The sequence below is a fragment of the Mesorhizobium sp. M5C.F.Ca.ET.164.01.1.1 genome (genome assembly GCF_004792125.1).
Classification (GTDB): Bacteria; Pseudomonadota; Alphaproteobacteria; order Rhizobiales; family Rhizobiaceae; genus Mesorhizobium; species Mesorhizobium wenxiniae.
The window spans coordinates 66,732-89,512 of record NZ_SRTG01000008.1 but is presented as its reverse complement, the minus strand read 5'-3'; the positions used below and the strand labels follow the sequence as shown (position 1 = coordinate 89,512).

Annotated in this window: 22 protein-coding genes; 10 read left to right on the top strand and 12 right to left on the bottom strand. The window is 62.0% G+C overall.

Features of this window, described 5'->3' with window-relative positions:
* Positions 1-22: 22 nt before the first annotated feature.
* Together EN807_RS28680 and EN807_RS28675 are read right to left on the bottom strand one after the other, a co-directional pair.
* Positions 23-1,189, bottom strand: a complete 1,167-nt coding sequence (locus EN807_RS28680; RefSeq protein WP_135937627.1) for an alpha/beta hydrolase — start codon at positions 1,187-1,189, stop codon at positions 23-25.
* A gap of 147 nt (positions 1,190-1,336) precedes the next feature.
* A complete protein-coding gene (locus EN807_RS28675) occupies positions 1,337-2,404 on the bottom strand; it encodes an alpha/beta hydrolase (protein WP_189522601.1) in 1,068 nt (355 codons plus the stop codon).
* Positions 2,405-2,643: 239 nt separating this feature from the next.
* Here EN807_RS28675 and ilvA point away from each other — a divergent pair, with 239 nt between their 5' ends.
* A complete protein-coding gene (ilvA, locus tag EN807_RS28670; RefSeq protein ID WP_135937626.1) occupies positions 2,644-3,900 on the top strand; it encodes a threonine ammonia-lyase IlvA in 1,257 nt (418 codons plus the stop codon).
* A gap of 10 nt (positions 3,901-3,910) precedes the next feature.
* A complete protein-coding gene (locus tag EN807_RS28665; RefSeq protein ID WP_135937625.1) occupies positions 3,911-4,465 on the top strand; it encodes a DUF1697 domain-containing protein in 555 nt (184 codons plus the stop codon).
* A gap of 11 nt (positions 4,466-4,476) precedes the next feature.
* Here the strand turns inward: EN807_RS28665 and EN807_RS28660 are convergent, their stop codons facing one another.
* Entirely contained in the window at positions 4,477-4,770 is a 294-nt protein-coding gene (locus tag EN807_RS28660; RefSeq protein WP_135937624.1) for a DUF2218 domain-containing protein, read from the bottom strand.
* A gap of 131 nt (positions 4,771-4,901) precedes the next feature.
* Entirely contained in the window at positions 4,902-5,342 is a 441-nt protein-coding gene (gene gloA, locus EN807_RS28655; protein ID WP_127317011.1) for a lactoylglutathione lyase, read from the bottom strand.
* A gap of 239 nt (positions 5,343-5,581) precedes the next feature.
* On the opposite strand from gloA, the gene EN807_RS28650 reads away from it, so the two are divergent.
* The 3 genes from EN807_RS28650 (at position 5,582) to EN807_RS28640 (ending at position 7,596) form a co-directional block, all read left to right on the top strand.
* Entirely contained in the window at positions 5,582-6,157 is a 576-nt protein-coding gene (locus EN807_RS28650; protein ID WP_189522600.1) for a cold-shock protein, read from the top strand.
* A 138-nt stretch (positions 6,158-6,295) separates the two neighbouring features.
* Entirely contained in the window at positions 6,296-6,808 is a 513-nt protein-coding gene (locus EN807_RS28645) for a DUF192 domain-containing protein (protein WP_135937623.1), read from the top strand.
* A gap of 20 nt (positions 6,809-6,828) precedes the next feature.
* Positions 6,829-7,596, top strand: a complete 768-nt coding sequence (locus EN807_RS28640) for an alpha/beta hydrolase (protein ID WP_189522599.1) — start codon at positions 6,829-6,831, stop codon at positions 7,594-7,596.
* A gap of 49 nt (positions 7,597-7,645) precedes the next feature.
* Here the strand turns inward: EN807_RS28640 and EN807_RS28635 are convergent, their stop codons facing one another.
* Positions 7,646-8,248, bottom strand: a complete 603-nt coding sequence (locus EN807_RS28635) for a hypothetical protein (RefSeq protein WP_135937622.1) — start codon at positions 8,246-8,248, stop codon at positions 7,646-7,648.
* A gap of 128 nt (positions 8,249-8,376) precedes the next feature.
* Here EN807_RS28635 and cysE point away from each other — a divergent pair, with 128 nt between their 5' ends.
* Entirely contained in the window at positions 8,377-9,225 is an 849-nt protein-coding gene (cysE, locus tag EN807_RS28630) for a serine O-acetyltransferase (RefSeq protein WP_135937621.1), read from the top strand.
* A gap of 151 nt (positions 9,226-9,376) precedes the next feature.
* The gene (locus tag EN807_RS28625; protein ID WP_013531334.1) at positions 9,377-9,580 is read left to right on the top strand and encodes a DUF3126 family protein; all 204 of its coding nucleotides are present in this window, start codon (positions 9,377-9,379) and stop codon (positions 9,578-9,580) included.
* 119 nt (positions 9,581-9,699) lie between these two features.
* Here EN807_RS28625 and EN807_RS28620 read toward each other — a convergent pair whose 3' ends face one another.
* Positions 9,700-10,431 carry a hypothetical protein gene (locus EN807_RS28620; RefSeq protein WP_135937620.1) on the bottom strand — a complete coding sequence of 244 codons (732 nt, stop codon included), beginning with the start codon at positions 10,429-10,431 and terminating at the stop codon, positions 9,700-9,702.
* 163 nt (positions 10,432-10,594) lie between these two features.
* On the opposite strand from EN807_RS28620, the gene EN807_RS28615 reads away from it, so the two are divergent.
* Both EN807_RS28615 and EN807_RS28610 read left to right on the top strand, forming a co-directional pair.
* A complete protein-coding gene (locus tag EN807_RS28615) occupies positions 10,595-10,939 on the top strand; it encodes a hypothetical protein (RefSeq protein ID WP_135937619.1) in 345 nt (114 codons plus the stop codon).
* A 19-nt stretch (positions 10,940-10,958) separates the two neighbouring features.
* Positions 10,959-11,486, top strand: a complete 528-nt coding sequence (locus tag EN807_RS28610; protein ID WP_135937618.1) for a gamma carbonic anhydrase family protein — start codon at positions 10,959-10,961, stop codon at positions 11,484-11,486.
* Between the two features lie 54 nt (positions 11,487-11,540).
* On the opposite strand, the gene EN807_RS28605 is transcribed toward EN807_RS28610, so the two are convergent.
* Positions 11,541-12,167 carry an ankyrin repeat domain-containing protein gene (locus EN807_RS28605; RefSeq protein ID WP_135937617.1) on the bottom strand — a complete coding sequence of 209 codons (627 nt, stop codon included), beginning with the start codon at positions 12,165-12,167 and terminating at the stop codon, positions 11,541-11,543.
* A 20-nt stretch (positions 12,168-12,187) separates the two neighbouring features.
* Positions 12,188-12,349, bottom strand: coding sequence for a DUF1127 domain-containing protein (locus tag EN807_RS28600; RefSeq protein WP_246684408.1), 162 nt, complete (start codon positions 12,347-12,349; stop codon positions 12,188-12,190).
* Between the two features lie 253 nt (positions 12,350-12,602).
* Between EN807_RS28600 and EN807_RS28595 the strand changes: the two genes are divergently transcribed.
* Positions 12,603-14,615 carry a BTAD domain-containing putative transcriptional regulator gene (locus EN807_RS28595; protein WP_135937616.1) on the top strand — a complete coding sequence of 671 codons (2,013 nt, stop codon included), beginning with the start codon at positions 12,603-12,605 and terminating at the stop codon, positions 14,613-14,615.
* 137 nt (positions 14,616-14,752) lie between these two features.
* Here EN807_RS28595 and EN807_RS28590 read toward each other — a convergent pair whose 3' ends face one another.
* The 4 genes from EN807_RS28590 to EN807_RS28575 all read right to left on the bottom strand — a co-directional run bounded on the left by EN807_RS28590 (position 14,753) and on the right by EN807_RS28575 (position 22,770).
* Positions 14,753-19,444, bottom strand: a complete 4,692-nt coding sequence (locus EN807_RS28590) for an alpha/beta fold hydrolase (RefSeq protein ID WP_135937615.1) — start codon at positions 19,442-19,444, stop codon at positions 14,753-14,755.
* A gap of 401 nt (positions 19,445-19,845) precedes the next feature.
* A complete protein-coding gene (locus tag EN807_RS28585) occupies positions 19,846-20,292 on the bottom strand; it encodes a MaoC family dehydratase (RefSeq protein ID WP_135937614.1) in 447 nt (148 codons plus the stop codon).
* 23 nt (positions 20,293-20,315) lie between these two features.
* The gene (locus EN807_RS28580; protein ID WP_135937613.1) at positions 20,316-21,527 is read right to left on the bottom strand and encodes an NAD(P)/FAD-dependent oxidoreductase; all 1,212 of its coding nucleotides are present in this window, start codon (positions 21,525-21,527) and stop codon (positions 20,316-20,318) included.
* Between the two features lie 10 nt (positions 21,528-21,537).
* Positions 21,538-22,770 (bottom strand): NAD(P)/FAD-dependent oxidoreductase, encoded by a 1,233-nt coding sequence (locus EN807_RS28575; protein ID WP_135937612.1) that lies wholly within the window; start codon positions 22,768-22,770, stop codon positions 21,538-21,540.
* Positions 22,771-22,781: the final 11 nt, after the last annotated feature.

Here is a 22,781-nt window from a genome sequence, read left to right as displayed (position 1 = left end):
ACCAGGGGCGAGCCCAAATTGCTCATCCGCCGGTGGCGATGGTCAGCACCCTGAATGGCGTGGTGATGACGATCTCGGCAACCGAGCCGACGGCCTTGCCGATGCCCTGGCCGAGATTGTCGATCGGCTGCGCCGGATTGGCTTCCTCCGATGCCAGGCCGGCCGGGGCGCGCAGCCGGTTGCCGAGCAACTGCACCAAGAACGGGTTGTCGGCGAATTTGGCGTGGTTCAGACGATCGCCGCCTTTGGTCTTGGTCAGGTCGATCACCGACACGCCGTAGCTAGCGAGGTCGGCCGCATCGCCATAGTCGCCGACGCGCGGCTTGTCGCCCGAGATCAGGGAGGACAGTCTGAGAGCGCGATCGTCGCCCGAAAGCAGAATGGCGAAAGGCTTGTCGGGCTTGCCGTAGCGGATCATCTGCTTCTTGAACACATCGACATCGATGTCGGGCGAGGCCAGGATGACGTAGCCGAGCTTGTCGCTTAGATCGCGGTCGCCGGTGATGGCAAGCTGGCGCAACGCCTCCATTGTCACCCAGGTGCCCATCGAATGGGCGATAATGTCGATGCTCTTGGCCCTCGTCTTGGCCAGCATGCGCAGTGTCTCTTCGAGATCGTCGCGGGCAGCGTTGGCGCTTTCCTTGTCGTAGATATAGCCCGTGGTTTTGCCGCTCGACGCCCATGAGAACAGCACCGGCGTGCCGGGATATTTCGTGTCGTGCGCAATCTGCGTCAGCCGATAGATGCCGTCGTCGAAACCGTTGTTGAAGCCGTGCACGAAGACCAGCGCGCGGTCGCCGCGCATGGCGATGTCGGCACCGACCGCCTTGGCGAATTGCGGGGCGCCTTCGTAGAATTCGACCTCCGTTGCCGTGAAATCCTTCGCCGGATTGCTGTTGGCGGAGCTCCTGACCCGCTCGATGGCGCCGACCTGATGGACCTTCGGAACGGTGACCTCGACACTGGCAAAACTGGTGGTCGGTGAACGGTCACCGTCGAACACCTGCCGCGGATCTTTCGTTGCCTTTTTCCGGGTGGTGGCGACGAATATCTCATGCGTGGCTGCGATGTCGGAGGCAGGCACTGTGACAGCCGTCGTGTTGAGAAGGTCGTGTGTTTTCCCGCCTGCGCAGCCGGTAACGGCAAGCGCAAACGCTACGACGAGAAAAATCTTCGAACGCACGGTCACGCAGGCTCCCACAAGGGGGACGTCAAGCCTGTGACGTCGCTGGCTATTTCGATAAAGCCAAGGGCCGGGCCGGTCCAGTTGAAAGTGATCCGATGGTGCCGCAACCGTGAACATGCACGACGAAAGTAACAGGGCGTGGAACGCACCTCACTGTCCGAGCAGGCTGATGCGGTCGGTTACTTCGCGGTCGCTGGCAAATCCGTCATCCTCGCGCAGCCGCTGGCCGATCATCTTCACCAGCTCGGGGTTGTCGGCAAATTTGGTGTGGTTGAAACGGTCCGATCCCTTGACGCTGGAGAGATCGACAACGTTCACGCCATAGTCGGCGAGGTCGGCGGCGTCCTTGTAGTCGCCGACGCGCGGCCGCGAGCCGGCGATCAGGCCGGAGAGCCGCAGCGCCCGGTCGTCGTCGGACAGGAGCAGGATGAATGGCTTGTTCGGCTTGCCGTAGCGGCGCATCTGGCTCTTGAACACGTCGACATCGATGTCGGGCGAGGCCAGCACGACGTCGCCGAGCTTGCCGCCGAGATCGCGGTCGCCGTTGATGGCGAGCTGGCGCAGCGCTTCCATGGTAACCCAGGTTCCCAGCGAATGCGCGACAATGTCGATGCGCCGCGCGCCGGTCTGCGCGAGCATCCTCAGCGTCACTTCCAGCTGGTCGCGGGCAGCACTGGCGCTTTCCCTGTCGTAGACATAGTCCCTGGTCTTGGCGCCCGACGCCCAGGAAAACAGCACCGGCGTGCCCGGGTAGCCGGAATCATGGGCGATCTGGGTGACGCGGTAGACGGCGGCGTCGAAACCGGTGTTGTAGCCGTGGACGAAGACCATGACGCGGCCGCCGCGCGCGGCGATGTCGGTGCTGAGCGCGCTGGAGAATTTCGGCGCGGTGTCGTAGCCGACGACGTCGGAGGCCATGAAGTATTTGGCCGGGTCGTTCGACTTGCCGCGCGAACGCCGCTCGATCCGACCGGTTTCGTGGGTCCCCGGCACGGTGACGTTGGCGCGGGCATAGTTCAGCGTGGCCGAGCGCTCACGGTCGAAAACCTTGCTGGGGTCGTCGGAGCGCTTGCGCGTCGTGGCGATGAAGATGCTGTGGTTGCCGGCGATTTCCGTCACCGGCGCGGACACCATGGCGCTGCCGAGCAGTTCCTCGGTTTGCCGGCCGCCACAGCCGGCAACGAGCAAGGTAAGGACAAGGATACAAATCTTCTTCAACTTTAGAATTCCACTCCGGCCGAAAGGCCTATCCAACCTCCGCGAACCCCTCCCGGACAGTCGAAGTGCGGCAGAAGTAAGTCATATCCAGCCGAAATGCGCTCAGCGCCTTGCGACAGTCATCGCACTGTTGCGCGAAAGCCAGAACGATTGCCCTGATCAAACACCTAAGGCGTGTGCTAGCTTCATGACCGACAATCGCACGCGAAGACCACAGACGATTCGGGGTGATTTTTCCGATGACCAGTTTCTCCTCCCGCGTCGCTGCCGCTGCCGCCGCGATCCGCGAGATTTTTCCGGAAACGCCGCTGCAGGAAAACGATTACCTGTCGAAGAAGACCGGGGCGCGCGTGCTGCTGAAGCGCGAGGACCTGTCGCCGGTGCGCTCCTACAAGATCAGGGGCGCGTTCAATTTCTTCCGCAAGGCGCTCGACGCCGGCAACGACGCCGAACTGTTCGTCTGCGCTTCCGCCGGCAACCATGCGCAGGGCTTTGCCTTCGTCTGCCGTCATTTCGGCAGACAAGGCGTGGTGTTCATGCCGGTGACGACGCCACAGCAGAAAATCGATAAGACGCGGCTGTTCGGCGGCGAATTCGTCGAGATCAGGCTGGTCGGCGACTTTTTCGACGACTGCTACCGCGCCGCCTTCGAATTCACCGAAAGCGCTGGCGCGCACATGGTGCCGCCATTCGACCACAAGGACATCATCGAGGGGCAGGCGACCGTCGCCTACGAGATATCAGGCCAGATGCCGGGCGCGCGGATGCCCGACATCATCATGCTGCCGGTCGGCGGCGGCGGTCTGGCTGCGGGTGTGACGCATTATTTCGCCGACCAGCGCCGCGACACGCGCTTCGTCTTCTGCGAGCCGGCCGGCGCGCCAAGCCTCAGCGAGAGCCTCGCCGCCGGCAAGCGCATCAAGCTCGCCAAACTCGACAATTTCGTTGACGGCGCGGCGGTGGCCGAGATCGGCCGCGAACCGTTGCGGCACCTCAGGGATTTTCCTGCCGATACGGTACGGCTCGTTCCGGAAAACCGGCTCTGCGCGACCATGATCGAGATGCTGAACGTCGAAGGCGTAGTGCTGGAGCCGGCCGGCGCATTGGCGATCGACGCGCTCAAGGATTTTTCCAAGAAGGACGTCAGAGGCAAGACCATCGTCGCGGTAGTTTCGGGCGGCAATTTCGACTTCGAGCGGCTGCCGGACGTGAAGGAAAGGGCGCTGCGTTTCGAGGGGCTGAAGAAGTACTTCATCATCCGCTTTCCGCAGCGGCCGGGCGCGCTGCGCGACTTTCTCGAATTGCTGGGGCCTGACGACGACATTGCCCGCTTCGAATATTTGAAGAAATCGGCGCGCAATTTCGGTTCGGTGCTGATCGGCATCGAAACCAAGGATCGCCGCAATTTCGAGCTGCTCAACGCGAATTTCGAGGCCGAGGGCGTCCAGTATCAGGACATCACCGACAACGAGACGCTCGCCGGGTTCATCATATGAGCGCCCGAATATGAGTGAAGAGGAGAAGATATTCGTTGCATTGTTTTCCGGCATCAATGTCGGCGGCAACCGCATCGTCAAGATGGCCCAACTCCGGTCGTTCTTCGAGAAACTCGGCTTTGGCGACGTCGCCACCTACGTGCAGAGCGGCAACGCCGTGTTCCGGTCGGCAACGGGCGATGCGGCCACGCTGACCAAGCAGCTGGAAGCGGCTTTCGAGAAGAAATGGGGATTTCACTCGCGCATCATGGTGCGCGATCTCGGCTGGTTCGAGCGGCTGGTGGCGGACAATCCCTATCCGGAAGTCGCTGGGGAGCCGACGAAACTCCACGTCTACGCGCTGGAACGCGAGCCGATCGCCGATGAGGTCGCGCGGCTGGCCGAAAAATGCACCGGTCCCGAACGGTTCGAGATCAAGGGCGACGTGCTTTACCTGCATGCACCGGAAGGCCTCGGCAAATCGGTGTTTGCCAATCTCATCCCGCGCACGCTGAAAGTGCCCGGCACCGCGCGCAACTGGCGCACGGTGCTGATGCTGCTGGAGATGGCCGGCCGAGGCGGCTGAAACATAGCCGCCTACGCTGCCGAAGCCCTTTTCCAGTCGAACGTCAGCTCTTCGCGGAAAGCGAAGCGTTTGATGTGGTCGGCAACGACCGTTTCCAGGCGCTCCAGCGAGCCGGCTTCGTCAGCGGTTACCGCGATATGCAGCGCTGCGGCATCGGCATCGAGAACCGCACGGCCCAGTGAGAGGTCGATCGTGCCGTGGTTCGGATCGAACTCGACCGGAAACTTGTGCGCCCAATGCTTGCATAGCTGCTGCAGATAACGGCTCGCATGTTCAGTGGCGACATCGACATGGCTGGTCGGCATGAATGGATTTCTCCCAAGGCAAGATGCGCCAATTTCGGAAGCAGGCGTGATCGCCGGACAGATAGGCGCGATCTCGAGAAACGCCATAAAATGTCCGGCTCGGTCGTACCCGCCCTCGATCTTGTGATGGGTTACCAGCTTCCGGTGTTCGGCATCGACGCCCAGGGCTCGGCCTTGGCCTTGGCCGGGCCTTTCTGCAAAAGCTCGATCGAAATGCCGTCCGGCGACTTGACGAAGGCCATGTTGCCGTCGCGCGGCGGCCGATTGATGGTGACACCCTTGTCCATCAGCTGCTGGCAGGTGGCGTAGATGTCGTCGACCTCGTAGGCGAGGTGGCCGAAATTGCGGCCGCCCTTGTAGTCTTCCGGATCCCAATTGTAAGTGAGCTCGATCAGCGGCGCCTTGTCGGCGATACCGCTTTGCTCGTCTTCGGGCGCGGCGAGGAAGATCAGCGTGTAGCGCCCCTGTTCGTTTTCGTGGCGGCGCACTTCCTTGAGGCCAAGCTTGTTGCAGTAGAAATCGAGCGAGGCATCGATGTCGGCGACACGGACCATGGTGTGGAGATAGCGCATGTGATTTCCTCGAAACGTTTGCGTTGCGGCGGAACATAGGGGCCACCCGGCCAAAGGGCAATTCCCGATAACCGGTCGTGTTGGCAAACAACAAATCCGGTATCCCTGCAATGAACCGTGAAAAAAGACAGCTCAGGTCTTGCACACACCGGAAGCGGCAGTGTTAATCTAACGCCAAGAATCAGTTGCGGTATTCTTGAAAAAAGGGGGGCGTTCTTATGGGGGAAAAAGCCTCTTTCATGGGGCGGGACGGAACCGGTCACGACGCCTTGCAAAGAGACGGGAGCGGCGACGCTGCCGATCTTGTCGAGGTTGCGGGCGCCATCAAATGGTTCGACGTGGCCAAGGGCTACGGTTTCATTCTTCCCGATGACGGCTCTTCCGGCGATATTCTCCTCCATGTGACATGCCTTCGAAAGGACGGTTTCCAGACCGCCTTGGAAGGTGCGCGCGTCGTCTGCCTGGTCAAGCAAGGTGAGCGCGGATTGCAGGCGTTCCGCGTGCTCTCCATGGATCTCACCACGGCGACCCATCCGGCGGAGATGCAGGAGCAGCGCACCCACGTCTCGGTGACGCCGGAAAGCGGCCTCGAACGGGCGCTGGTGAAATGGTTCAACCGCACCAAGGGGTTCGGTTTCCTGACCCGAGGCGAGGGCACCGAGGACATTTTCGTCCACATGGAGACCCTGCGCCGTTACGGCATTACAGAGCTCAGGCCCGGGCAGGTCGTGCTGGTCCGCTTCGGGCGCGGCGACAAAGGCCTTATGGCTGCCGAAATTCACCCGGATATGGGTACCTTGCCCGTCTCGCACTAGGTTCTATCCCGATCTAATCGGGATAGGACCTATTTTTGCCTGACCATGATCTTTTCCGAACCGCAGGTCAGCGCAGCAAAAACCGGGTTCCACTTTTCGGGGTCATGGTTTAGGACGATTTCCGGCCGAGGATTTTGCATGACTCACAGGAACCGGCTGATAGCGGGCGTAGTCTGCGCCGCGATCGCCTTTGTCGTCGCCACAGGCGCTTTCTTCCATTCGCAGCAACCGGCTTCGGCAGACGGCCGGGCGATGAACCTTGCCGTCGACCCGCAGCCGCTGGTCGCTGTGACGAAAGCCGGCGAACGCTCATTCTCCGTCGAAATCGCCGACACCTCCGCCGAGCGCGAGGCCGGCCTGATGTTTCGCGAGGAGATGGCCGACGATCATGGCATGCTGTTCGTGTTCGAGGGGCCTCGGGATGTGAGCTTCTGGATGAAGAACACGCCGATGCGGCTCGACCTGATCTTTGTCGGTCAGGACGGCAGGATCCGGGCAATCAAGCAAGGCGAGCCGCAATCCGAGGCGATGATCTCGCCCGGCGAGCCGGTTCGCTTCGTGCTCGAGCTCAAGGCGGGCACCGCCGCCAGGAGCGGCATCGCGGACGGCGATTTGTTGCGCCACCCGGCAATCGACACTGCGCACAACTGAACGCGCAGGATCCGTCGCAAATGCAGTTTTTCTCCCATGAAGGTTTTGATCTTGCCTTCCTCGACCGCCAGCCGGCATCGGGGCAGGGCGATCCGGTGCTCATGATCCATGGCTTTGCCTCGACCCACTACGTCAACTGGGTGTCGCCCGGCTGGTTCAAGGCGCTCAACGATGCCGGCTACCGCGCCATCGCCTTCGACAATCGCGGCCATGGCGCCTCGTCGAAGAGCTATCAAGAGGCCGATTATACGCCCGCAAAAATGGCTTCCGACGGCGCAGCACTGCTGACCCATCTCGGCATCGAACGCGCCCATGTCATGGGCTATTCGATGGGCGCGCGGATATCGGCCTTCCTGGCGCTATCCGACCCGGACAAGGTGGCGACGCTGGTCTTCGGCGGTCTCGGCGTCGGCATGGTTGACGGTGTCGGCGACTGGGATCCGATCGCCGCCGCCCTCCTGGCCGACGATCCTGATGCCACCAGCCACCCGCGCGGCCGTTCGTTTCGCGCCTTCGCCGACCAGACCCGCAGTGACCGCCGCGCGCTGGCCGCCTGCATTGCCACCTCGCGGGAATTGCTGGCGGAGGCCGACATCGCGCGCATTGCCCAGCCGACGTTGATTGCCGTCGGCACCAAGGACGATATCGGCGGTTCGCCCGACGAACTGGCCGCCTTGATGCCGAACGCCAGGGCCTTTCACATCGAGGGCCGCGACCATATGCTGGCCGTCGGCGACAAAACCTTCAAGCAGCGGGTGCTGGAGTTCTATGCCGAAAATCCGCTGTGAGTGCATCGATGCGCAGCGTATGGATGCTTATAACTACGACTGTTTGGATTCAGCTTAGCCCGAGCGCCTTGAGCGAACGCGCCATGTTTTGCCGAGCCTGAACCTCGAACCGCTGCCGGAACTCCTCGGTGTGAAAGATATGCGGGCGGGCGAGGAAACTCGTCAGAACAGCACTGCGGCCGGCGCGCCACATTGGCTCTTCCACCCAGCCATATTCGCGGCGAACCGCCTGTTCATAGGCGTCGAACGCATCCGGCGTCGCACCCAGGATTGCCAGGTCCATGTCGAGGAACAGTGCTGCGTCGCGGACGGCATTCTCGTCGTCAAAGTGCGGCAATTCATGCGTGGCGGTGGCGATGATCATCACTGTGATGCGGTTCAGGCGCTCCGTATCCGTGCGGCCGGCGAGTTTTTTCTCGGCAAGGGCGGCACTCCTCGCCTCATTGTCCTTGGCTCGGCTGTCATAGATGGCATCGTGGAACCAGATCGCCGCCTCGACCGCCTCGGGATCGTGCAGGGATGCATGATAGTGGCCGGCGATCGCCAGCATCGCCTCGATATGCGCAAGGCTGTGATAGTGGCGGCCTTCGGCTCGGTATAGCGCGGAAAGCTCGTGCTTCAGCGGTTCGTCGATCAAGGGTTCGTTTTCCATGGCCGCTTGAATTTCCGTGAACCAAATCCATTTGACAAAGCACTAAGGAAAATTGAGTTCAACCGTGCTATGATCTGGCTTATATGTGCGACCGGAGAATAGGCAAGCAGGCAAGCCGGAGACCATTGATGAACAGCGTTACCATTGCCCGCCCGACCATGGTGAAGCCGATCGACCCGATCTGGCGCTCGATCCGCGACGAGGCGATGGAGGCGGTCAACCGCGATCCGCTGCTGGCGGCGTTCCTCTATTCGACCATCCTCAACCAGGAAAGCCTGGAGGAAGCGGTCATCCATCGGCTAGCTGAGCGGCTCGCCCATCAGGATATCGGTTCCGATCTCATCCGCCAGACGTTCAAGGCGATGGCAGCCGACGACAAGGACTGGTTGTCGACGGTGCGTGTCGACATTCAGGCTTATTACGACCGCGATCCGGCCTGCGACCGCTTCATCATGCCGGTGCTCTATTTCAAGGGTTTTCATGCCATCCAGACCCACCGGCTGGCGCATTGGCTGTGGAACCAGGGCCGTCAGGATTTCGCGCTCTACCTGCAGAGCCGGTCGTCCTCGGTGTTCCAGACTGACATCAACCCGGCCGCGCGCATCGGCAAGGGCATCTTCCTCGACCACGCCACCGGCCTCGTCGTCGGCCAGACGGCGGTGATCGAGGACGACGTGTCGATCCTGCACGGCGTGACGCTGGGCGGCACCGGCAAGGCCGGTGGCGACCGCCATCCCAAGATCCGCTACGGCGTGCTGATCGGCGCCGGCGCCAAGATCCTAGGCAACATCGAAGTCGGCCATTGCTCGAAGATCGCGGCAGGCTCCGTGGTGCTGTCGCCGGTGCCGCACAACAAGACGGTTGCCGGCGTGCCGGCTCGTGTCGTCGGCGAGACCGGCTGCGACCAGCCTTCGCGGCAGATGGACCAGCTTTTGCCATCGCAGTCGATGGACCACGTCGTCAGCTTCGATATCTGATTTCAAGTCCGCGGGGCGGGCAACGGAACTCCGTTTGCCGGCTCTGCCGCCTGTCGGTTCTCGCATATCCGGTCGGCCTGCCTTTACATCGCCATTGTCGACGTGCCAGAAGCGCGCTCAAACGAGCAAGACCGACGATCGGAGAAGACTTTTGAAGCCGGACGAAATCAGAAAGCTGGACGCCTATTTCAAGCGCGTCTTCCAGAATCCCAAGCTTGAAGTGAAGGCGCGGCCGCGCAAGGACGATTCGGCCGAGGTCTATGTCGGCGACGAATTCCTCGGCATCGTCTTCAAGGACGAGGACGACGGCGACTATAATTTCTCGATGGCGATCCTCGACATCGATCTGGCCTGAGTCGGGGGTTCTCGGTTACCGGCAGGCGCCGTCATCCCTGGCGGAGAAGGGGGCGCCAATCTCCGCCGTTTGCGATTTGCCTCCAAAGCGCGTCGCATAATCCCTTCAGGCACAATGCGTTAGCGCCCGGTCTTCAGGAAACGCGCAGCCTCAGCGGCGATGGCTGCATCGAGCGCCTGCCAGTCGCCCAGAAATTCCATGGGAAAGCGGTAGGTGAGGCTGAGACTGTCGCCGACCAGAATGTCGCGTTCGCAGGGCGCCAGCGACTGCGCAGCACTCGGGCCGCTCAGGCAGCGGGCCACGAACGGGTCCTTGCCCCGGCGATTGGCGACCGCCAGCACCTCGTTGAAATAGCCTGATTTTTCGGTGAAGCCGTAGAGCGTGGTGCCGCCCGGGCCGGGCGTGCCGGGCTGGACGATCAGGGCACTGTAGATCGGCGCGAAGCGGCCGCTCATGTCACGCGACATTATCTGCCGTTCGAACGATAGGAAGATGATGCTCTTGCGTGATCCGGTATGGTTGAAATCGTTGCGGGCGGCCTCGCTGTAGCCGTCCATCTCGGGATAGCGCAGATAGAGGTCGAGCCGCGAAGCGATGCCGTCGCGCCGGGCCTGGTCGAAGCGGATGACATTGGCCGGCACGGCGATGACGTTGTTGCCGATCACCACCTCGTGGATTGTCGTGTCGTCGGTGTATCCGGCCATGGCGATCGAGCGGCCGAACCATTTGCCGCCAAGGCTGATCGTCACCGAAAGCATCGCCAGCGCCGCGAACACGTAGAACACCCGCTTCATCAGCTTGGAATCGACGACGGTAAGTTGCGGACCGTTGGCGGTGGCTGCCTGCTTCATCGCGATCCCCAATTTTCGGCCGCCTGTCCCAACATGTCCCATGGGCGTCCCCTGGAACGTCCCTCTTGGGGTGTCCTTAGGCGGCACACGTGGCGCGGCACGGCTCTTGCAACGGCGCCTGTCGAACACGACTGTGCGATTTCATGGTAAATGGAAGGTAAAGATGGGTCCGGTCGAACACACACTCTTTGCTTTTATGGTTGGGCTGACCGCGTGCGGCCTGGCCGGATCGGCGATGGAGCTGATGTCAGGCCGCCGGCTTGCCTTCGTCGAGCCCTATGTGTCGCCGGCGCATGTGCTGCGCTCGCTCGCCGCGACGGCCTGCGCCGGACCCTTGATGTTCGCCAACGAAGCCCTCGACGCCTGGCGGCAAGGCCGCATTTCCGCTCCGGCGCTGATCTCCTGCGGTTGCACCGCGACGGTCTGGGCATTGGCGTTCGGCGTCGTGCTTATCGACATTGCATCCGTTGCCGGCATGCTCCTAGGTTCGGCTGACTTTTCAGTGTGAGACGAATCGGGAGATCGAAATGCCGCTCTACGCGATCGACGCAAAAGCCCCCGTTTTCGAGGACGCGGACAGCAACTGGATCGCGCCCGACGCCACCCTGATCGGCGACGTACAGATCGGCCGCAATGCAGGCTTCTGGTTCGGCGTCGTCATTCGCGGCGACAACGAGCCGATCATCATCGGCGCCGATACCAATGTGCAGGAACACACGGTCATGCACACCGATGCCGGTTTTCCCCTGACCATCGGGCAAGGCTGCACGATTGGCCATCGCGCCTTGCTGCATGGTTGCACGATCGGCGACAACAGCCTGATCGGCATGGGCGCCATCGTGCTGAACGGCGCGAAAATCGGCAAGAACTCGCTGGTCGGCGCCGGCGCCCTGGTCACCGAAGGCAAGGAATTCCCCGACAATTCACTGATCATCGGCTCGCCCGCGCGTTTGGTGCGAGCGCTGGACGATGCCGCGGTCTCAAGGCTGCGCGCTTCGGCTGCGCACTACGTCGCCAACGGCAAACGCTTCAAAGCGGGACTGATGAAGGCCTGAGGCCAGCCTTGCTCAAACCTTCGGCTATGGTTTCACCGGCATCGTCCCCCAAACTCACCGTCCATTGAAGCCGCGCCTGGTCATCGCATCGCGCAGCAGCGAAGCGCCGGCTTCAAAGCCGGCATTGTCGGCGTCCTCGAGGGCTGTCGAATAGTCGTCGATGCGGGTTTCGAGCGATGGGTCGCTGCCCGCCGCCAACAGCAGGCGGATGGCATCGACGCTACGGATGGCGACCGCATAGTGAAGCGGTGTCCAGTCGTTTACGCCCCGCATGTTGGGGTCTGCGCCCCCATCGATCAGGATTCGGACGATTTCCAGTCTGTCGGCCCGGTCGGTGGACAGTGCCGCGATGATTGCCGGAAAACCGCCGTGGTGGTGATAGTTCGGGTCCGAGCCTGCATCCAGTAAGATCGAGATGAAAGCGGCGGGGCTCCAATAGATCGCATATTCCAGTGGATGTCCAAGGCCGAGTTCAAACGGCATTTGCTCGTCAAACCAGCCGGGTGAGCCGCCGAGGGCCACACCGAGGCCCTCGAAGTCGCCCGCCTTGAACGCGTCGTCGATGGCCTTGAACAGGCGGTGGCGCTCGCATCGATCTTCCGGGATTTCCAACATCGCAGCGATCCGGAGGTTGAATTGGCCGCCATATTGCTCCCATCCGCAGTTGCCTGAAAGCCTCATGGCGCAGCCGTACGCCGAACTTACCGCATCGAAATCAAGTTCGTGATCAGACCTGCCTTGATGGCGAGCACGGGCCGATGGGCCTCCGGATGACCGATGTCGTTCAGCTGATCGGGCGTCAAGTCGGCTAGTGCCCTGCATTCTGCGGCGGTCCGCCGCCACCCCCTGAAGGCGGCGATCATTAGTGCTACGCTTTTCCTGCTAGATCCAAACAGGCGTTTTTTCGACGCGCTGCGGCCGGTGCGAGTTTCCGTATGAGCCATTTCTAGTCTCCCATTCGATGTTTGTGGGTGGGAGCGTGCCACGCGGGTGTATTCGGGCTGTTCGGCTGTGCGTGAAAAGAACGGAAAAGTCCGACGAGCTGCCGTTAAATCGGTGTTAAAACTGTCTTTCGAAATGTATTCTGCCGCGGCGGTCAAAGTCTGGAGACCATCTTTGCGCATCAGGTTGCTGGGCGGCCTCGAGGTTACTTCGCCGGAGCGCCGGCCCGTCCGTTTCGCCACGCGCAAGAGTTCGCTTCTTTTTGCTGCCCTGGTGCTGGCGGGCCGCCGCGGCCATCGTCGCGAGCAGCTTTCCGAAGCCTTTTGGCCGGGACGAAGCAATGGCCAGGCTCGCAACAGTTTGCGGCAAGCGCTGGTCGACATACGGCGCTCGTTCCCGACCAGCAAGGATGCCACCGTCTACATCGACGGGGATCACGAAGCCGTCGCGCTGATTACCGGCCCGGATGACGCGGACATTTCGATCTTCGACCGGAAACTGGAGGAGGGCCGAGCGACCGATCTCGCCTTCGCCGCGGACCTCTACCGCGGCGGGGTGCTTGCAGGGGAAGCCATTCCTGAGGAACTGGATGAGTGGTTTGGACCCTATCTGAACAGATATCAGCGCAAGGCGCTGCAGTTGGTCGATCGGCTGAGCCTCGCGCTGCCCATACCCGGCTCAGCGGAAGAGACGGCCTGCGAAGGGCTCGCGGAGAGATTGCTCGCCTCAGATCCTACCGCGGAGGCCGCCCATCGGGCGCTGATCCGGATCCACGCTCATCGGGGTCACGAAAACGCCGCCTTGCGCCAATTCGAGCTCTGTCGGACTGTTCTGAAAAAGCAGCTGGACGCGGAGCCGGAGGCGCAGACAAGCTCACTGGCGGCTTCCCTGCAGTCCCGCGATCGAACTGGACATCAGCGGCCGGGGCCAAGCTCTGGCGTCGCGGCGCCGGCGCGGGTGCTGCCAGTCCCAACGAGACATGACGACCAGCCATCAATTGCGGTGCTGCCGTTCCAGAATTTAAGCGGTGATGTCGAGCAGGAATATTTTGCCGACGGTATGGTGGAAGACATCGTCACCGCCCTGGCTCACTTCCGCCACCTATTCGTGGTCGCACGGAATTCGAGCTTTGCCTACAAGGGACGGTCCATAGACATAAAGCAGGTCGGGCGTGAGCTGGGCGTGCGCTATGTGGTCGAGGGAAGTGTGCGCCGGGCGGGTGACCGCCTGCGCATCGCCGGGCAGCTCATCGACACCTCGACGGGGGCCTACCTCTGGGCCGATCGTTTTGACGGAACGCTCGCCGAAGTGTTCGATCTGCAGGACCAGGTCGCCTCGAGCATAGTCGGCGCAATCACCCCGAAGGTGGAGGAGGCTGAGATCGAGCGTGCCAAGCGCAAGCCGACAGAATGCCTTGACGCTTACGACTACTATCTCCGCGGGCTGGCGGCCTTCGACCGGACGATCACTAGTAGATCGGCCATTGACGATGCCTTGCGCCTCTTCATGAAAGCGATCGACCGTGACCCGGAGTTCGCGATAGCCCATGCGCGGGCGGCGCGGTGCTACGCCACTCGAAAGAGCAATGGCTGGATGGTCGACCGCGCGGAAGAGATTGCCGAGGCTACTCGACTGGCCAGGAGAGCGGTCGAACTCGGATGGGATGATGCAATTGCGCTTTCCTACGGCGGATACGTCCTCGGCTACGTAAGCGGCGACCTTGATGACAGTGCGGCTTGCATCGATCGCGCGCTCGCTCTCAACCCGAACTTGGCGGCTGCTTTGGGCGTCAGCAGCTGGGTGAGGGCTTGCTTGGGCGAGCCAGGCAAGGCCGTCGAGCACGCCGCGCTTGCGATGCGCCTAAGCCCATTGGATCCACGCCTGTTCGCTTGGCAGTTCAACACCAGGCTCGCTCATTTTTGTGCCGGCCACTACGATGACGCTGTCGCTTGGGCGGGAAAGTCGCTGCGGCACCAGCCGAACTACGTGAGCGCGATGCGTGTAGTGGCGGCGGGTCATGCCCTTGCGGGGCGCCTATCGGAAGCGCAGCAAATGATGGCCCGGATCTGCGAGTTCGATCCGCTGCTGCGGCTTTCGAATCTCGCCGAGGTGCTGCCGCCATTTTATCGACCGGATGATCGCAGCAGATATATCGAAGGCCTTCGCAAGGCGGGCCTGCCGGACTAACGCGGTATCACCGTGAAGGGAGGCATGTCGGCTTCACCGACGCATACTGGATTTCGAAAACCTAGCGTAGCCGGATGCTTATTCAGCCGCAGTGGCGGCGGCGCGGTTGCTGGGCACGCGTCACGTAGCCACGTTGGCTAGAAGAACTCACGCGCCGCCCGCGCATCCTGGCTGTCGTTGAGCTTACCGACAAGCTCGCCGTGAGGCGCGATAAATTCACGCGCTTTCTCGACATCTCCAAGGCTTCGAAGACAGCGAGCGAGTTCCACAGCGATACGCAGTTGGCCAATCGCGGAACGCTGCAAGGTAGCGACGTTCGCAGCCTTGTGGAGCATCGTCTCGATCTCGTCAGGTCCGCCACCGCTCTTTTCGCGGATACAGGCTTCGATCCTAAGTACTTCGGCGAGCTGGAAATAGGTTCCGTTGTAGCGGCCGAGCTCGAGGGCAGCTTCAACCGACTTGCGAGCGCTGTCCAGCCTGCCGCTGTCGCCCAGCGCTTCGGCGTAAAGGCCTATCAGGTAGGGCAGCCCCATTTCAGCGCCGGTCCGGCGAATGGCAGATATAGCTTCCTCCATGCCGCGCAGGCCGGCCCCCCGTTCCCCAAGCCGGAATTGCCCCCATCCAACCTGGAACGCGGCTTGGCCGACAAGGAGCGGCAACTGGAACTTCTCTGCTATCTGCAACTCGCTTTCTGCCGCCCGAAGCGCGGCCTCAGGCTCCCCCGCGAACATATGGAGGTAGCTGGTCCCCCAATACGCAAGCGCCATGCTCAGCGGATGCTCGAAACGTCCAGCGAGCCCGGTTGCGTCTTCGCACCGTAGCCTTGCCTTATCCGGCTCGCCGGCCAGCCAGGCTGACAATCCCGAGAAGCAGCGGCAGCAGACGCCCGGGTCATGACCGGAGTACTTGTACGTCAGATAATGATCGCGGTCGGGGTCGTAGAGGCCGATGGCGCGTTCCGCATGGTTCTGGGCCGCCGCGGTCTCCCCAAGGAAGAAATTGTTTGTCCAGAACATGTGCTCGGTCTCGATCGCGAGACCGGGATCGCTGTCGTCCTTAGCCATGCCAGCCCATCGGCAGGCCAGTTCCTGCGCCGCTGCCGGCTTACCGCTAAGCATGTAGTATTGGGCTCTCCCGCGCAGCGCCGTGAACAGACGCGCCTGGTCGCCGATCTTACCGCAAAGTTCCTCGGCGCGCTCGAACGCGGCGAGCACTTCGGTCGCACCCCAGCCACGAGCCGCCATGAGGGCCACGCCCCTCGCGAGCTGGAACTCGATCTCTTGCTCATCGGCGTCGGCGACATCGTTGCTCCTCAGCAGCCTGACCCCAAGGTCCAGCTGCTCAAGTGCACTGACGTGCGCCGACCGCCTGATAACCTTGCGAGCCGAGATCAGAAGATAGCCGACGGCTTCGACCCAGAGGTGAGCCTGTTGCGCGTGTCTGGCCAGGCGTTCACTGTGCTCCTCAAGCCGGTCCGCGTAATGGGCCTTCAATTCGGCAAGCGCAGTCCTGTGGAGCTCAATGAGCGCCGACGATACGATACGTCCTGACACAGCAGTTCGGATGAGGACGTGCTTGAAGCGGACGAAAGCCTCGGGAAAAACCTGAAGCTCCACTAGGAGATCGGCCTTCTTCAAATTCTGGAGGGCGGCATCGAAGCGCAGGCTCGACAGAGTCGCCATCCTTCGTAGCAAGGGCACCGGAATCTCTCCGCCGAAGATCGAGGCGACCTCGGCTACCCGCTTCGAATCCTTGTCGAGACGTTCGAAGCGAGCGTCGACGATCGTCTGAATACTCGCCGAAACGACGATCTCGTCGACCTCGCCAGAAGGCCGGTAGCGGCCCGGCTGCCCTTCCAGCTTGCCGGTCTCGGCGAGAGCGCGGACGGTCTCTTCCAGGAACAATGCATTGCCTTTGCACGCATCCCCGACTGCACCGCGGAGCTGCGCCAGCTCAGGGTCCCTGCCAACCAGGTAGTCAAGAAATGCTGCTGCTTCGGCCGTATTGAACGCCGGCAGGCGGATTTCGGAAGGTCCTGCAGCGGCGAAGGCACCGCGATCGTATTCGGGTCGACAGGTCAGGATAAGCAGGCAGCGGACAGTGGGCAGTGCCTGCGCCAGCCGCACCAGGACCCCCTCACTCTCGGCGTCTATCCAATGAAGGTCCTCGACCAGGAGAACGACGGGCTTCCTGCGGCCAAGGAAGAGCAGAAGCCCAACCGCTGCTTCCTGCATGCGCCGGGATCGTTCCTGGCCAGAAATGATAGCCCAGTTCGGATCCTGAACGGGCAGTTCCATGACTGCCATGATCGGATCGAGGAGCCGCTCATCGAAGCGTTGCGCGCTTTGCGCGGCCAGTACCTTTTCGATTGCGATTGGCGGCGCTTCGGTGTCGCCCACGCCGAACAGGGTTTGCAGCAGCTTCCGAATTACGACGAAGCCGCTGCGCAGGTCCGTTTCGAGCGCGCCGACCTCCAGATTCTCAGCATCATCGTGAGGGATGGCCCCAACGAATTCATGCGTGACACGCGACTTGCCGTGACCGGGATCGCCGACCACGAAAATCGTCTGACCTTCGCCGTCGAATACGTCATGCCAGGCCTTGTTCAGAATCTGCAGCTGCATCTCGCGGCCGACGAACGGCGACAGCTGCGTTTCGGCGCGCAACTGCCAGCGCGAGCGGCCCCGCCTGATCTCGATCACTTCAAAGAGCCGCTGGTTCTTCGGGTATTCCGACAGAAGTGGCGCTGCCAGCGCTTCCATACTGACGAAGCCGCCAGCCGATGCCCGGGTCCTGGCGGTTGCCACCACGAGATCGCGCCCCAACGCCTGGCTCAGCGTATGGGCCACGGACACCGGCCCGCCGCGCACCTCCAAAGCCCCGTCACGTGCCGGTCTGACGATCACGACACCTGTGTCCAGGGCAGCACGAACGCCGGTCATCCAATCGCCATGGCGCAGCGCGAGCTCGCGCAGCGCGAGTGCGGTCCGGCAGGCAAGTGCAGCATGTCCTTCGAGCGGCTCAGGCGCGCCAAACGACGCGACGAGCTCGTTCTCGGAAATCGTCAGAACCGTTCCTCCGTTGTCGCGCACGAGTGCGGTGGCCTGCATGAGGAAGGGATCGACCCGCTCCAGCGCGACATCGGGAGGCAGGTTCTCCATCACCGGTTCGGCGTATTGGAAATCGGCGCACAGGATCGTTGCCTGTCGCCGGGTCCTCGGGTCGACCGCAACGACCGTTTGCGCCTGAAGCGCCTCGTTGGCAAATGCCGACGCCTCGAGAATGAAGTTGCGGAACGCGGGTTCCTCGGCAAGAAGGATGTGATTGGCGCTTTCCAGTTCGACGAAGCGGGCATCAGTTATCGATCTGGCGAGCTCCAAACCTTCCGAGAAAGGCGCGACCCGGTCGCCGTTGGCATGCAGGACGAGCGCTGGCACATGCAGCCGTTCAAGCGATCGCGATATATCAATGTCGGCAAAGACATAGCTCAACCGCATCGCGTTTTCCGGCGTGAGTGTCCGGCGCTGCAGCTCATTGAACCAATCCATCTGCACGCGATTGGCGCCCGGTATAAACAGGTTGGTGAACATTTGGCGGAACAATGGGTCATCCTGACCCCAGCCCTGGCGCATCAACGCCGAGATTGCTTCGCGTCTGACGATCTCCGCCGCATTTCCGCGCGCTCGCCATCCACGAACATATCCCCCCCAAATCAAGAGACCCGCGACCTTCTCGGGATGGCGAATGGCGTATTCGACCGAGAGAGCACAGCCTTGCGATATTCCAAGGAGGACGAAACGGTCGAGGCCCACGGCCTCTACGACGCATTCGAGATCGTCGACGAATGCATCGAAAGACACATCCTCACAGACCGTGTCGGAAAGGCCGTTCAGGCGCCCGTCGTAGCGTACAAGCGTGAAGCCGCTGGACAGGCCGTCGATCCAATGTCCCCAAACCGGGCTTTCCCAATCGAAGTCGAGATGGGACATCCAGTGCGAGGCACGCACGATCGCTGGCCCGGATCCGCTGATGACATAGGCGATCCGGGTACCATCGCGGGCATTGACGTAGCGTATCTGCTGCTTACCTGACGAAACCTTCGTCGAAGGCGACGGGACGGGTTCGGGCACAGGCCCCGTCAGCGGAGGTTCGGGGGCCGGCCGGCTAACAGGTCCAGCCGTCGTGCCACTTCGGATCGGGGCAGCGGCGACGGTCAGTCGAGCCTGATCGTTAATGCGGGCGATCTCGTCTGCTAGATCATTGTCCGGAAGAAGTGACTGCAGCGTGTGCAGGTGGGGAAGCGCCCGCTCAGGCTCGTCGCCCAGGCGATCGATCAGGGCGCGTAGCGCCTTCAGGTGCAGAATCTCGGTCTCGTTCGAACAATAGACGCGCCAAGCCTCGAACGCCTGGCAGCGCGGCAGATAGAGGTCCGACAAGAACGGGCCGGCGAAAGCCGCAGCGATCGCTTCCAGACGCTCTGTAGGCAGCGAACCAACCGCATCGGCCGACAGGCCCCTGATCAGATCGTAGTCGAGCCAGATCGATCCCGGCTTCAGTTGGACCACGTTGCGATCGGCCGCAAGCCGGGTCTCGCCGTCGGCGTTTAAGATCTGGCGCAGCTTTGAAAGGCTCCAACGCAGCGCGCCCCGAGGATCATCAGGGACGTCCCAGAACATCTCACAAAGCCACTCGCGGCGCTGCTGCTTTTGCTGCACGGCCAGATAGGCGAGTAACGCCCGCGTCTTGCGCGATTGCGTTAGGGCCACAGGCTCGCCGTCACGGCGAACCGTGAGGTCGCCAAAGACCCTTACTTCGAAGGCCGAGCTCAATCCGGTTGTCCTAACCGTATGGTCGGCCTTACATTAGCGACGAAGCATTTGGGTTCGCAACACCCAAACCGATGGCGGACGTGTCTCCACGCCCGCCATCGCATTTGACCCGTACTCCGTCACCGGACCTCAGCCCTGCGAGCGATCTCGCAAAGGCGTCTGAAGTTAACCACCCGGTCGAGGTGCTCCCGGACTGCCTCGAGCGGCGGACCTTTGCGGATGTCTTTCCACAGAGTGGATGTCGGGGTTGCATAGATACCGAATGAGATGTTCATAAAGTTGGCTCCTTGGTTTGCAGCGGACCATTCCGCTAAGTTCCTCGAACATGCGTTCTGCCCGTTGGAGGGAGACAGCGTGTGGGAGAGCATGGAAATGCGGAGCCGCCCGGCAGCCTATGGCGGCTAATCGAGCGGCACAGTGTAGGTTGTTGCCGTGCCGGACAGGCAAATCTCGCCTGCCGAGTTTGCGACGGTGGTTGACAGCGTGCAGATCGGCTTGTCTTCCCGCACGCTAAGCACCTCCGCGCGTGCGACGATCTCCTCGCCGATACCGACGGCCTTGAGGAACTTCCACTCGACGCCAAGAAAGACGCTGCCGGGTCCCGGTAAGTCCTCGGCCACCAGAGCATTGAGAAGGCCGGAAGTGACACCGCCCTGAACTATGAGACGGCCGAATACGGTTCGGGCGGATAGGACATCATCGTAGTGGAGTGGGTTTCTGTCGCCGGTCATGTCGCTGAACGCAATGATGTCGCTAGCCCGAGTGATGCGCCTTCGCTCTGCACTGGCCCCGACTTCCGGTTGTCCGAACCGGACTCCGGACCATCCGGATCGTATGGTCGTTTGCATAGCCTTGCTCCTTGTTTTGTGTTTCAGATTGCCTCTAGCTGCGACGTCACTAGCCCTTGCGGGAGAGGCGGAACCTCGCGATCGCGCGCCGCCCGGGCCAAGAGCACAGCGACTTCGGATTTCATCGCCTCGCTGAAGCGCTTGTGGCGTTCAGGTAGCTCTTCGAGGGACCAGTCGAAGGCACTGATGGCGTCCGTGGTCTCAAGGATGGGTAGCGCGAGGCTGTCGCGTACTTCCTGGAACTCCCGCAATGCGGACTCGCGACAGGAAAGTATTGCCGTCGCGGCCCCTTCGGCATCACGCAGGGCGTCGGAAATACCATGCGAGGTCAGCGGATCGCGGAAGAAGCCGGCATCGCCGACCAGCATCCACCCAGGGCCGTATGCCTGCCGCAATCGGCCGGGCGTGCCGCGGAAGGCCTTCAGACATTCGCCACCATTGCCGAAGATTCGCGATCCCAATCCGGGTGCCAGCGCTGCGAGGGCAAGCTGTGCGGCGGAAAGATCGAAACGGAACTCCGCGTCAAACCGCTCGGTCGGAACGGATGCGACGATACAGGCAAGCCCGTCATTCGTCGGTATCACGCCGCCGGATAGGTTCCGGCCGAAATACCAGTGGTATCCCGAGAACGCCGGCGCGGCGGCGTAGCCGAAGACATGTGCCACCGAGCACCGCCCCTGCACCAGCGTCCGTGCCTCGACCTTGCGAGCGATAAACGAGCCGAGCCCGTCTGCTCCAACCACGATATCGGCGCTTATCTCGCGAGTTTGGCGGCCGGGGTCTCTCAATGTGACGCCGCGAACACGGCGATGTGCGTCGAACATGAGATCATGGACCGGAGTGTCGTGCATAATCGTGGCTCCAGCGGCTCGTGCTGCATCGACCAACATGCGATCAAGCACCGTGCGGCGTGGAGCGATCAGGCCCGGAATGTCTGGCTCGGGCCGAATGGGCACCGTGACCTCCTGCTCGCCATAGTGAAAAGTGGTAGACCTGATCACCGGCGCACCGCTTTGGATCAACGGTTGGAGCAGGCCCCAACGCGAAAGCTGCATGACGGCTGGTCGCATCAGCGCGTGTGTAGACAGCGTGTCAGATCCATAGGACTGGCGGTCGACCGCCAGCACCCGCAATCCTGCCCGGGAGAGCAGCATTGCCGTCGAGGCTCCGGCGCAGCGCGCGCCGACGATGATGGCGTCGTAGTGAGAATGTGCGGGGACGACATTGGAAAGCATCGGAATGTCCTTATGCTGCCTTGAGGCCGCTCTGACCGAGATAGTGTGAGACATGGTCGGCGATCGCTTGCGCGTCCGGCCCAACGCCTCCAATGAAATTGGAATCGCGCTTGCGCAGAAAGCGAAAGCCAAGCGCATAGAGGCCGGCGACGGTCGTTATCCCGCCCTTGTGGGCCAGTTCGCCATCGGCGGTGATGACGGGCAGTTTCAGCCATGAAAACGAGCGGCTGTAGCCGGTCGCCCATATGATGGTGCCGATGTCGTCGTTCGCGAACGACAGGCGCTTGAGGCAATTCGTCGGCACCTCGATAGGGGCGGGGGCGCCGGCCATGGATTTGTGACCCGCAAACTGGTCGACCTGGCGAAGGAGCCGGTCCTGCTTGGCGTCCGCCGCCGTGATGCTATCTTTGAGATCATCTGCAAAGCCAATTGTCCCGTTCGAGATGCCTTTCAACCGCCCGGTGAGTTCGACTCCGATGCCCTGAAGGGTCGCCAGATCGACATTGGAGCGATCCGCCCGACCGGCAAGTTGAAGTGAAGGCTGTCGTCTGGCGCTGTCGGGATCTGTCAAATCGTCCAGCCGCTGGGACATGAATCCCATATGGTAGAGCCACCAGAAGATATCCTTGTCTCGCCAGATGCGCGGCAAACGCGTGTGCTTGCCGACGGACAGGATTACGCGTCTGCCACTGCGTCGCAGCTCGTCGGCAGTCTGGACGCCCGACGACGATGCGCCGACAACCAGCACGCCGCCCGACGCAAGCTGGTCGGGACTTCGGTACTGCGAAGCGTGGATGCTGACCGGTTGGTCCGCGCTGGAATGCAGCGGGAAGGGCATGCTCGGCACGTCGCAATGACCGGTGGCCACAACGACGACTTTCGCCGACCAGTCGCCGGCAGTCGTCCGCAGCCTGAAGCCTTGCCCATCCTGTTCGCACGACAAGACATTGACGTACGAGCGCACCGGCGCTTGCGATCGATGGGCATAGCCAACCAGGGTTTCCACAAACGCGTCGTTGCTCATGTAGCCGTCGGGTTCGGAGCCACAATATGGGGAGCCTGGCAGCGCGTTCAGCCAATTGGGCGTCAAAAGGCGGAGCGAACGCCATGTCGAGGACCGCCACCGTTCGCCAATGCGCCCGCGTTCCAGAACGACATGCGAGATCCCGCGTTTTCGAAGGCAATGGCTCAAGGCGATGCCCGCCTGGCCAGCGCCGACGATGACAACGTCAGCCTGTTCCATATTGTTTCCAT

Bases quoted from the DNA above. Each gene is read 5' to 3' on its own strand.
- EN807_RS28635 (WP_135937622.1), bottom strand. From the start codon at position 8,248: ATGGAAAACGAACCCTTGATCGACGAACCGCTGAAGCACGAGCTTTCC.
- EN807_RS28650 (WP_189522600.1), top strand. From the start codon at position 5,582: ATGGGGCGGGACGGAACCGGTCACGACGCCTTGCAAAGAGACGGGAGC.
- EN807_RS28665 (WP_135937625.1), top strand. From the start codon at position 3,911: ATGAGTGAAGAGGAGAAGATATTCGTTGCATTGTTTTCCGGCATCAAT.
- EN807_RS28580 (WP_135937613.1), bottom strand. From the start codon at position 21,527: ATGCTTTCCAATGTCGTCCCCGCACATTCTCACTACGACGCCATCATC.
- EN807_RS28605 (WP_135937617.1), bottom strand. From the start codon at position 12,167: ATGAGGCTTTCAGGCAACTGCGGATGGGAGCAATATGGCGGCCAATTC.
- cysE (WP_135937621.1), top strand. From the start codon at position 8,377: ATGAACAGCGTTACCATTGCCCGCCCGACCATGGTGAAGCCGATCGAC.
- EN807_RS28660 (WP_135937624.1), bottom strand. From the start codon at position 4,770: ATGCCGACCAGCCATGTCGATGTCGCCACTGAACATGCGAGCCGTTAT.
- EN807_RS28585 (WP_135937614.1), bottom strand. From the start codon at position 20,292: ATGCAAACGACCATACGATCCGGATGGTCCGGAGTCCGGTTCGGACAA.
- EN807_RS28600 (WP_246684408.1), bottom strand. From the start codon at position 12,349: ATGATCGCCGCCTTCAGGGGGTGGCGGCGGACCGCCGCAGAATGCAGG.
- EN807_RS28620 (WP_135937620.1), bottom strand. From the start codon at position 10,431: ATGAAGCAGGCAGCCACCGCCAACGGTCCGCAACTTACCGTCGTCGAT.
- EN807_RS28610 (WP_135937618.1), top strand. From the start codon at position 10,959: ATGCCGCTCTACGCGATCGACGCAAAAGCCCCCGTTTTCGAGGACGCG.
- ilvA (WP_135937626.1), top strand. From the start codon at position 2,644: ATGACCAGTTTCTCCTCCCGCGTCGCTGCCGCTGCCGCCGCGATCCGC.
- EN807_RS28645 (WP_135937623.1), top strand. From the start codon at position 6,296: ATGACTCACAGGAACCGGCTGATAGCGGGCGTAGTCTGCGCCGCGATC.
- EN807_RS28615 (WP_135937619.1), top strand. From the start codon at position 10,595: ATGGGTCCGGTCGAACACACACTCTTTGCTTTTATGGTTGGGCTGACC.
- EN807_RS28640 (WP_189522599.1), top strand. From the start codon at position 6,829: ATGCAGTTTTTCTCCCATGAAGGTTTTGATCTTGCCTTCCTCGACCGC.
- EN807_RS28575 (WP_135937612.1), bottom strand. From the start codon at position 22,770: ATGGAACAGGCTGACGTTGTCATCGTCGGCGCTGGCCAGGCGGGCATC.
- gloA (WP_127317011.1), bottom strand. From the start codon at position 5,342: ATGCGCTATCTCCACACCATGGTCCGTGTCGCCGACATCGATGCCTCG.